The organism is Dapis brunnea BLCC-M229, from assembly GCF_050015995.1.
Taxonomy (GTDB): domain Bacteria; phylum Cyanobacteriota; class Cyanobacteriia; order Cyanobacteriales; family Microcoleaceae; genus Trichodesmium.
Window position 1 is genome coordinate 19,459 of the sequence record NZ_JBNHEP010000021.1, and the last position, 10,306, is coordinate 29,764.

Genomic DNA, 10,306 nt, shown 5'->3' on the forward strand with positions numbered 1-10,306 from the left:
TTTAGGAATAAGATATTTTTGCTTAATGCCTAGAATCGTTAAAAATATTTCTGAATCTTACTTATTAATTAATAACTGAAGTTTTGAGGAAGTATAGTTTTATTTTTGGGAAGGGGAGGTAGGGAGATAGGGAGGTAGGGAGATGGGGAATAAAGTTTTTAGGAATAAGATATTTTTGCTTAATGCCTAGAATCGTTAAAAATATTTCTGAACCTTACTTATTACTTAATAACTGAAGTTTTGAGGAAGTATAGTTTTATTTTTGGGAATTGGTATTATACGACTTTGAAAAAAGAATCCTACAAAAAGGTGCATCTTTGCTCGATATGCTTAAAAATAGCTGATAGCTGTTAACGCAGTTCCTCCGCAGGAGGCTAATGCAGTTCCTCTGTAAAAGGCTAGCTGATGGCTGAATGGTTATAAATAAATTTATTTTTAAGGATAATTATGGCTATTACTTGTAATTTATGTTTCTACGACAGAAATGCAGACAAAAACCAATTTTGCGAAATTTGTGGTTCAGAAATTAGAGCATCAACTACTTTATTTGAAGCTCAAGAAAAAGGGATTAAAGACCGAGAAGCACAAACATTTATACAATCAGACGAAGAACAACTAAACCTGAATCACAATATCAATCAAAATATTAACAACTATCCCCAAAAAACACCAGTATCTACAAATATCCCTACCAGCAAAACCCCGATTGTAGAAGCTGGTAAAACAGCCAATATATCACCTGCAAATTCTACTAATCCCACTCTTATTAATGGCACTGTTCCTAAACTTATATCTAAACAAGTAGGTGCGCCCATAACAGAATTTATTATCGATAGTAACAATGCCATTATTGGTAAATTCAACCCAGATATCGGACCAGTAGAAATTGATTTAGATGGATTTTATGGAGATGAGACTGTTTCCTCAACCCATGCAGAAATCTCTTTTAAAAATAATCAATGGCAGATAAAAGATATGGGTTCAACTAATGGTATTTATATCAAACCTACAGGTCAAAATCGGTTTGGATACCGTATCAATAAACCAGAAATATTAAACTCTGGAGATGAAATTGCCATAGGTAAAATTCGGTTATTATTTCTAATTACTTGAACTTAGCTATAGAATTGGCAGTGTTGACGAGTGAGAAGATTAAACAAACTAAATTTTGTCTCTCACTCCTAGCTTGGAGTAGGATGGGATGCTGAGGAAACCTAGCCAGATCCAATCTCCCCTCGAGAAAAGTGCTAGGATATTTCCTGATACATATTCCGTTACGGTTTTTCTTGAGGTAATTATTAATTATCCATTATTAATTATCAATTATCCATTAATTAACTCGAATAGACAATACCGATGCTCCCGAACTTGATATAAGTATATGCTTATAAATAAAGTTAACAACTTTAAATTAGGAGGATTCAGAATGGTTTAGGAAAATTTATTTTCTACAGTTGTTTGACTTTTAATTTTTCCTACCTACTTATTTATGATTACTGATTATACCAATTCCCCAAAATAATGCGGTACTTGATAATTTTCATTTCCTGTAACTGACATAAGGGTTTTATTTCCAAACCCCTACTCGATAGAGCTGCGACTGAATAAAATTGCTATTATTTATTCCTTCTCATTATCCATAAAATCCGTTTTCACTAGCTATCACCTTTTAGCATTCAGCTAGCCTCCTTCGGAGGAACTTCGTTAACAGTTTGTAGGGGCGAATGGCCATTCGCCCCTACTGGGTTAAAATCCCCTTTCATTAATGGATAATGGATAATTACCTCTCCCTTTTAGGGAGAGGATTGACTAAAAGGAAAAAATTTATTCTCAAGGGGAGATTGGATATGGCGAACTTCGGAGCGGCTCTGTAAGAGCGGGAAACCTCGCCATCCCATCCTAAGGTCATGCTCCGCAAACGACCGCTTTTTTCCCCTTGAAAGGGGAGGCTTTAAACCTGAATTATCTAATTATCTAATTATCTAATTATCTAATTATTTAATTGTTTAATTGTTTCGGTAACCCCAAGCACAGGATTGTTTAGCAGGGGTTAAAATCCCCTTCTATTCTAAACTTTAGAAAAATAATCTTGCTGACTGCTGAGTGCTGAGTGCTAACCGCTTTTTTTAAAATCCGTATCGTGCCTTCCTTTTGTAGTAAAATAAGGATAAAAAATGTTAATCAACTGCCCAATTTGTGGCGCAGAAAATCTTGATCAAGCCATTACTTGTAATGCCTGTGGTTGTGCTTTAAAAAGCTTAAATTCTGTAGGATATCAACTTCCTAGTGGCACTTTACTTCACCAAGGTAAATACAGAATAGAAAAAACTTTAGGTGAAGGTGGTTTTGGCATTACTTATAAAGCAACTGATTTAGAAAAATTCACTGATGTTGCTATTAAAGAACTTTGCCCAAATAAGTTTCTCAGACATGGGATTAATATTATTTGGCCTCCCTCTATTACTCCTAAAATTCAACAGGAACAAATCCAAAAATTTAAGACCGAAGCAGAATCTCTAAAAAAATGTGTTCATCCCAATATTGTCAGAGTAATTAACTGGTTTGAAGCTAACAATACAGCTTATTTAGTTATGGAATTTGTCTCAGGTAAACCTCTATCCAAAATTTTGACGGAAAGAGGTAAACTGCCAGAAAATATTGTCAAAAAATATTTTATTCAAATCACCGAAGCTTTAAATTTAGTTCATGCCAATAACTTCCTCCATCGGGATATTAAACCAGACAATATTATTATTAACTCTCAAGATAAAGCTATCCTAATTGATTTTGGTTCTGCCAGAGAATTTTTAGCAGGTCTCACTAATAAAATGACCGCTATGTTAACACCTGGATATTCACCCATTGAACAATATACTAATCTAGGGAAACTTAATTCCAGTACAGATTTGTATGCTGTTTGCGCCTCAATTTATCATACTTTAACAGGTAAAGTGCCAGTAGCAGCACCCGCTAGATTAGGGTCAGAAACTTTAATTTCTCCACGGCAAATAGAACCATCAATTCTTCCCCAAATAGAACAAATTATCTTAACAGGAATGAAGATGGAAATGGAGGAACGTTTTCAAACGGCTGATGAATTAATTGATGCACTTAAAGGTAAGTTTATTTCTCAAAAATTAAAACAAGCAAGACAGATTTTAAAACAAGGAAATCTAACAGAAGCAGTCACAGCTTATCAACAATGTTTGCTCCAAGAAAGTGATAATGGCATAGCAGCAGTAGAGTTGGCAATGATATTAGTTCATATAGAAGATCGGCAAGCTATTATTGCAGCTAATCAAGCAATTAAAATAAATCCTAATGATGGTAGAGGTTATGGAGTTTTAGGGCTAATTAATTGTCGTCAAGAAAATTGGCAACAAGCAGTTAAACAGTTGGAAAAATCTGTAAAATTATCCCCACAGGAATCTTGGATACAGGCAAATTTTGCTTGGTCTTTAGCCAAAATAGGGAGATGGGAAGAAGCATTAATTGTATGCAATTTAGCTTTAAAACTAGATAATAATTCTGAATTTGCATTAGGATTAAAAGGCTGGATTTTAGTTAATCAAAAAAACTTGCTAGAAGCTATACCGCTACGCGCAAGTCAGAAGTCAACCCACCCCTAACCCAACCCACCCCCGCCCCCTCCCAGGAGGGGAGCCAGGAGGGGAAGTAGGGACGAATGGCCATTCGCCCGTACAGAAGTCAGAAGTAATCCCAGACTGAGTTTGAGCATTTATCAATGTCCACGGCCTATTTGCATAGTACTATATTAGAGCTACCTGCCTAGCAATAACAATTATTCAAAAATATAAAAAATATAGTAGTAGCAATCGTTAAAAATTGCTAGATTGGCTATATCAATGTTTGACTATTCCCATGGATCGGGAATTAATAAATAGGGCTTGCTGATTAACTCTAAAAGCCTTTATCTGTAAATTATTTAGCCTTTTTTCACAGAAAAAAGTGCTAGCTTTTAGCTTACTCTAGTTCAAAATATGAGCATTTTGAGCAGACAAGGGCGGAAAAATTTCAGACAATTCTTTCTTCTAGTTCTTCTGTAATTCCTATTACTCCTGACTCCTAAGTTCTACCCTCACGCCTAAGATTGAATAATTTATTCAACGAGTACCTAATATATAGCAATCCGCGCATTGGTTGTGGCAAAATTCCATACTGAAAAAGTTTTGGGAAATCAAATATTTGACCATCTGCAAAAAACTTAAATAGCCACTTAACTACTTTAAAAGAACTGCAAAGATGATAAAATTTTCTGATAAAATTTTTGGCTGGCAACCAAATATCTTCAACGGGGTTTTGTTCAGGAGCATTTGGAGCAAATTTTGTACAATTTATCAACCATTCTTCTTAGGGTTTTTCTTGATTAATTAATATCAAATATTCTCGAAATTCTTGAGAGTTATGATAAGTTGCACCGTTCCAAAATATTGCTAATCTTTTTTCTGGCTTTTGCTGTTGTAAATATTTAACAAATTCAATAGTATTTTCAGTATTTACGCTCTTATATTATTGCACAATAAATTCCTTAGTTTGACAGTAATCGGCTCCATAATAAGTTTGTCTTTCCAAATCATTTTTAATCGGAATTTCTATTATTTTATCTGTTCTTTCCCAACTATAGCTTAAGATATCACCTCATAATAGATGACATTCGTCAATCATAAACACTGCTAGTTTTCCAGCTTCTATTTCTGGTTGCCATTTAGTCAATAATTCCTCTATTTATTTTCTCTTGGTCGATTGGAGGCAAGCGTTCGCGAAGCGTCCCGGAGGGAACGGAGACCTCGCCATCCCATCCTACGAACTGCTCCCCAAACGACCGCTTTTTTTCTTTCATTAATTCATCATTTTTAGCGGGATTCTTATGCGCGAGTTTTTTCCAAGTTATTCCCGCTTCTTTGAGTAAGTTGTAATAACTTTGAAGGGTTATAAACTAGGGAGAAAAAATCAATGGCAAGAGGCAGTTTTTTATCTAAAAAAAGCTTCCCATTTAGCAGATATTCCAGATTGGATATTTTTGAATTTAGGTATTGCTTATGAACACTACGGAAACTATCAAGCTACTATTTCAATATATAAAAATTTTAGTAACAATCATCATAAAGAAAAACCAGATAAAAATAATATTAGTCGATCGGAAAAACTTGAATCTATAATTCCACCGCCTCCAGAAGAAATAGAAATATTATATGAATTTGTCATGCTAGGCAGTATGCGAAAAATTCAAGAAAGAGCAGTCTATCTAGAAGAGTTAGACCAAAAATATATTCCCTTTGCCCAACATCTAAAAAATTTAGCCCAAGAGTTCCGAGATAAAGAAATTACTGATTTTGTAGAGAAGTATTTGTATCAAGATTGATGGGAATGGGAAAATTTTGTTGCTTAAGGTGATTCCCGAAACCTATATTTAACTTCCCTCAAATCAACTTTAGGTAGTAGCTCAGAGTTAGTTCACAACACTTAATGTAGTGGACTGTTTCATCTTAAATGTTGCAATAGATGTCGGTTGGGTTAAGGGACGTAGCAAGATCCCGTCAGGGTAACCCAACCACAATCTTTCTCCCCTACTCCCCTACTCCCTAATACACTATTTTAGGTGAAACAGTCCAGTAGTTAAGCTTTTTTGTGCGTACCTACTTAATTATCTATCGACTTTACTACGATAAAATACTGATTTTTTATGAAGATGCTGTAAAGTCATGCAGATGGTCTTGACAATAGAAAAACGGTTGTGTCAAAATTAATAATATGTATATAAAAATGGGTTTTGCATCAGTAAAGTGTGGGATAAGTAAGTAGGGCTGGTCAATAATCATCTAAAAGTACTGTAAAGATTGAGCTTTTCGGACTTTTATCGGGAAAAAAGTGCAAAGAATTCAGCCTTGAAGACCAAAAAGTTAGAACGAAAGGCAGACTTGCACAAAAAGATACAGGTACAATTATTCCTTCTACTTCCCATACTTCTTACACTTCCTTGACGCACTACCTAAAAATATTTATGTAGATACGAATATCTTCATCTCTCTTTTTTTACTCTAGAAACATCTGATAAACTGATATAATCAATGATTAAAAATTCTCTTCTGTCAAAATTCCTCTCCCTTTCAATAGTATTAGGTGGATCGATATTAGTAGGAAATGAATCAGCTTTCGCTTTTAACATCAATGTGGGAAACCAATCAGCAACCAGTTCACAGTCAACTGCATCAAATGGGGTACCAGATGGGAAAATAACAATAACGTACACTGGTATCCCCATACCCAATTTTCCTGGGGAGACGATGACATGCACTATTATTGAGGACCAATCTGTAATCCCACCTTTTGAAGCATCATGTAGCAATGAAACTCTTAGTGCTGAAGATTTACCAGATGGCGTCACTATTGACCAAGTAATCTCACAGTTCACTCCTTTTAATAATGAAAGCGAATCTTCTGTAACTGGAGAAAAATTTGATGCCGATCAATTTACATTTGAACCATATTTACCTGGTGCGATAGAACCTAGAGAAATTTCAATTGATTTTATAGTTACTATAACAGAAGATTCTAGAATACCAGTAGAACGAGGCTCTCAGACCAGTTTAGTTGATGAAATTTTTGATGGTTCCCTGACATATTATAGTTTAGGATTCACAGGAGTAGGTGAAGAATCTTTCTCAGTCTCCGATCTAAGTTTCCGTTTTTTGGGTACTAACTATACCAATGAAGATGATACAGACTTCATGTTTGGCAGTCCTTTCTCAGGCCCTGAAGTTTTATTTTTAGATGGCGATCTTCTGGGATTATCTTTTAACGCAGATAATTTGCAGTTATCTCAAGATTCCTTCGATTTTAATGACGGTAGTGGAGAAGTGAAAGGAAATGTAGAATACATTTTACCTCAAGCTTCTCCTCCAGCATCTGTACCCGAACCCAGTGCTATTTTTGGTTTATTAATATTTAGTGCTATGGGTTATAGTAGCACGTTAAAGGCAAAGAAGAAGTAATTGCGTAGGTTGGGTTGAAGAATGAAACCCAACATTGTTTAGGGATAAATTGTGCTTTGGAGTGTGAGAAGAAACCGGGTTTATGGGAGGCAGATGTTAGTATGGTCGGCATTTAATACAAACCGGGTTTCTATATCTGATATCACCCAACCCCGTTTTGATACCCCCTACCCTCCTTAAAAAGGGGGGAAATTCCTCCCCCTTTTTAAGGGGGAAACAGGGGGATCTGTAGGTTAGGTTTGACCCACAATTTTAGCCTAGACATCCTAGTAGTATTAGCACATCTAGCTTGAAAATGTGGGTAAGGAGCGAGTCAATGAAGACCTCTCCCCCAACCCCTCTGCTGCAAGGAGAGGGGAGAAATACTCCCCCTTCCCTCCTCCCCCCTTTCAAAGGGGGGCAAGGGGGGATAGGAAGGGGGTTGGGGGGTTAGGTTTGACCCACAATTTTAGCCTAGATACGCTAGTAGCATTAGCACATCTAGCTTGAAAATGTGGGTAAGGAGCGAGTCAATGAAGACCTCTCCCCCAACCCCTCTGCTGCAAGGAGAGGGGAGAAATACTCCCCCTTCCCTCCTCCCCCCTTTCAAAGGGGGGCAAGGGGGGATAGGAAGGGGGTTGGGGGGTTAGGTTTGACCCACAATTTTAGCCTAGATACGCTAGTAGCATAACTACAACCAATTACCAACAATAATAAAAGATGACCAATGATAGGGCTTATTATAATCTTTATCTGGCTCTATATCTCCTTTGATAAACTTAATTTGAACCTGACGCAGTGCTTCCGCTTTTCTCAGTTGGGAACTGTCTGACTGTAATAATTGCTGATAAAATTGTTTCATTAATTCTGCTGTAGAAGCATCACTGACTCTCCACAAACTGCCTAAAACACTACGAACGCCAGCTCGAATGGAAACTCCAGCTAAACCCAATGCTGCTCGTCCATCTCCTACTGCTGTCTGACAAGCACTCAAAATTAATAATTCGATCGCTCGATCCGATCGCTTCAAATTTTCAGTCTGGAGCAATTGGTCTAAATCTCGAACATTAATCCGTTCGTTCCAGTCTAAAATGAATGTATCATCAGGGTTAGAGCTAAACTGTCCGTGAGTTGCAATATGAACGATGGTAAAGGGAGCAGAATTAATCTCGTTTTGGATGTTGATTTTTGTGAATTCTGTATCTGTTAACTGCTCAGATTGTGGTATGGTTTTATTAATTGTATCTAGTTCCTGTTGAATATTAGGTAAGGAATTATAGCCTTCTAATGCATAACTTGGTGCTTCTTGAGCTGTTCCAGCAGTTAATACTCGTATCCGCTCTTTTAATAAAGGACTAGAATCGACTAATTGTAACCCAGGAACTACTGCAATAGCATATCGTTCGACTAGATATCGTTGCCGAAGACTATCGTAAAGCACAGACATGGGAATATTTCTGAGGAATCCATCCAAAACAAAAACTATGGTTTTAATTTGGCTATCATCATGTTTTAAATCTGCCTCCAAATCTGCTTCAAATGGTTCGATTAACCATTGATACAGTTGGTTAGAGCTTGACTGAAGTTGAGCGACCGGTCGTCGGATGCTAGTAATGTTAACCAATAGTCGTAATAAGCTTTGTTGAAATTGTTCTTCAAAATCCTTATCGCTCGTTGCAGCATAGCGAAAATTATCAGTACCAGGCAATTTAAGAATGACACTTAATTGATTCTCCAACAAAATTGGATAAATAATAGCTGCATTTTTATCGATTTCATCAATATTAATGTCTTCAGCAGTAATACAAGCATCTTGAAAAAAGTTATCTAACTCTGCTAGTTGTAAAGATTCGATAACCTCACGAGCAGCTTTAATATTTGATAAACTAGGTTGAGTCAATTCAGATTGTGGTTGCAGCAATAACGTCACCAATTTTCTATACAAGGGTTCGACGCTAGCACGAAAATTGAACTTAACATCTCTATTGAGAGCGACTAAATTGCGTCGTAAAACTTGCAGGGTATTAAAAGCAGATTTGTAAGCAATAAGAGCTTCTGGAGAATTGCCTTGCTTGTTATAAATATCTCCTAATTGCTCTTGGAGTTGATAAGCAACATCTGAAGCTGAGACTTTTTGAGCGATCGCCAAGGCTTGATTTGTTAAATTGAGGGCTTTTTCAAGTTCTCCATTTTTTTGACTTAATTCTCCTTGAACTCCAATTCCATAAGCTTCTAAGCGATAATTCTCCAAGGTTTTTGCTTGCTGAATTGCTTGGTTTAGTAGTTCGTTAGCGGTAGTTAATTCAGTTAAAGTAGTTTTAATTTTAACCAAAGTAGATCGAGGGTCTATTTTCTCAAAATCTATTAAAATTTCTGCCAACTTTATTGTTAGCTGAATAGAGTTAATATTAGGATTTATTTGTCTTAATATTTCCATACTTTGAGGCAAAGTATCAATCTGAAATTGTATATAAGCTTGGAGGAAATTATCCTCAGCTTCTTTATACCATTGTCTGAAATTGAGTAATAAATCCAGATGATTGACAGTTGCCTGAACTTGAACTAATTTTTCATCAGAAACATTATGAGCCTGTTGATAATAGGATAAACCTTGCTCAAACAAAGCTTTAAGTGCTTGTACTTCTCTTTGTTTTCTCATTTTAAAATTAGCAAACTTTTTTGCTTGAGAAAGAATATTATTCCCTAAGTTGAGCAGTAATTGACCTTTTAAATTTTGAGAATTTGCTAAAGGAAAACCAGCTTCTAAAACTTGTTGAGATAACTTAAGTTTACCGATTGCCCACAGTCCATTTCCCAAGGTTTGTAACCCCTGAAAATTCAAGTTATTATTGAATGTTTTAAATTTTGGTAGAACATTTTCTAAGTCACTTGCAGTCAAGCGATCGCATTCTAATTCATTGCCAAACGCTTTTAGGGCAATATTACAAGAGCGTCGATAGAAACCGAGACTGGTTAAAGCTTGAGCTTGATTAATTTGAGTGCCGATGATACCAAGTTTATTGTTATTTTGGCGATAAATAATTTCTGCTTGTTGCCAAATGTCTAATGCTGCTTCTGCCTTTCCTTGTTGTAGTAGTTGTACTCCTTGTTGAACTAGGTTAGAAGCAGAAGATTCGGCAAAAACGGGAGATAAAATATTAATTCCGAGACTGAGACACAAACTGAAAAGGGCGATGGCAAAAAATTTTACTATTTTCATATTAGATCGACAGGTAATATCATGTCCAGATAATCAGTCATAAAGAAGTTTTGTTTGTAGTTGGGCTTTAGCCCATTAAGATCATCTCCGGATA

At 36.1% G+C, this 10,306-nt stretch carries 6 protein-coding genes and 1 pseudogene; 4 read left to right on the plus strand and 3 right to left on the minus strand.

Annotated elements, in window-relative coordinates; genetic code table 11:
* The first annotated feature begins 447 nt into the window (after positions 1–447).
* A complete protein-coding gene (locus ACP6PM_RS02115; protein ID WP_426581405.1) occupies positions 448–1,113 on the plus strand; it encodes an FHA domain-containing protein in 666 nt (221 codons plus the stop codon).
* 1,061 nt (positions 1,114–2,174) lie between these two features.
* The gene (locus tag ACP6PM_RS02120; RefSeq protein WP_426581407.1) at positions 2,175–3,629 is read left to right on the plus strand and encodes a protein kinase domain-containing protein; all 1,455 of its coding nucleotides are present in this window, start codon (positions 2,175–2,177) and stop codon (positions 3,627–3,629) included.
* Positions 3,630–4,158: 529 nt separating this feature from the next.
* Here ACP6PM_RS02120 and ACP6PM_RS02125 read toward each other — a convergent pair.
* Positions 4,159–4,957 (minus strand): annotated as a pseudogene (locus ACP6PM_RS02125) (IS630 family transposase); the annotation flags it as partial.
* Between ACP6PM_RS02125 and ACP6PM_RS02130 the strand changes: the two are divergent.
* Complete coding sequence (locus ACP6PM_RS02130) at positions 4,943–5,383, plus strand: hypothetical protein (protein ID WP_426581409.1); 441 nt, start codon at positions 4,943–4,945, stop codon at positions 5,381–5,383. The pseudogene ACP6PM_RS02125 and the gene ACP6PM_RS02130 overlap by 15 nt on opposite strands.
* 657 nt (positions 5,384–6,040) lie before the next feature.
* On the opposite strand, the gene ACP6PM_RS02135 is transcribed toward ACP6PM_RS02130, so the two are convergent.
* Positions 6,041–6,283 (minus strand): hypothetical protein, encoded by a 243-nt coding sequence (locus tag ACP6PM_RS02135; RefSeq protein WP_426581410.1) that lies wholly within the window; start codon positions 6,281–6,283, stop codon positions 6,041–6,043.
* Between the two features lie 22 nt (positions 6,284–6,305).
* Here ACP6PM_RS02135 and ACP6PM_RS02140 point away from each other — a divergent pair, with 22 nt between their 5' ends.
* Positions 6,306–7,013, plus strand: a complete 708-nt coding sequence (locus ACP6PM_RS02140; RefSeq protein WP_426581411.1) for a hypothetical protein — start codon at positions 6,306–6,308, stop codon at positions 7,011–7,013.
* 670 nt (positions 7,014–7,683) lie between these two features.
* Here the strand turns inward: ACP6PM_RS02140 and ACP6PM_RS02145 are convergent.
* Complete coding sequence (locus ACP6PM_RS02145; RefSeq protein ID WP_426581413.1) at positions 7,684–10,212, minus strand: CHAT domain-containing protein; 2,529 nt, start codon at positions 10,210–10,212, stop codon at positions 7,684–7,686.
* Between the last annotated feature and the right edge of the window lie 94 nt (positions 10,213–10,306).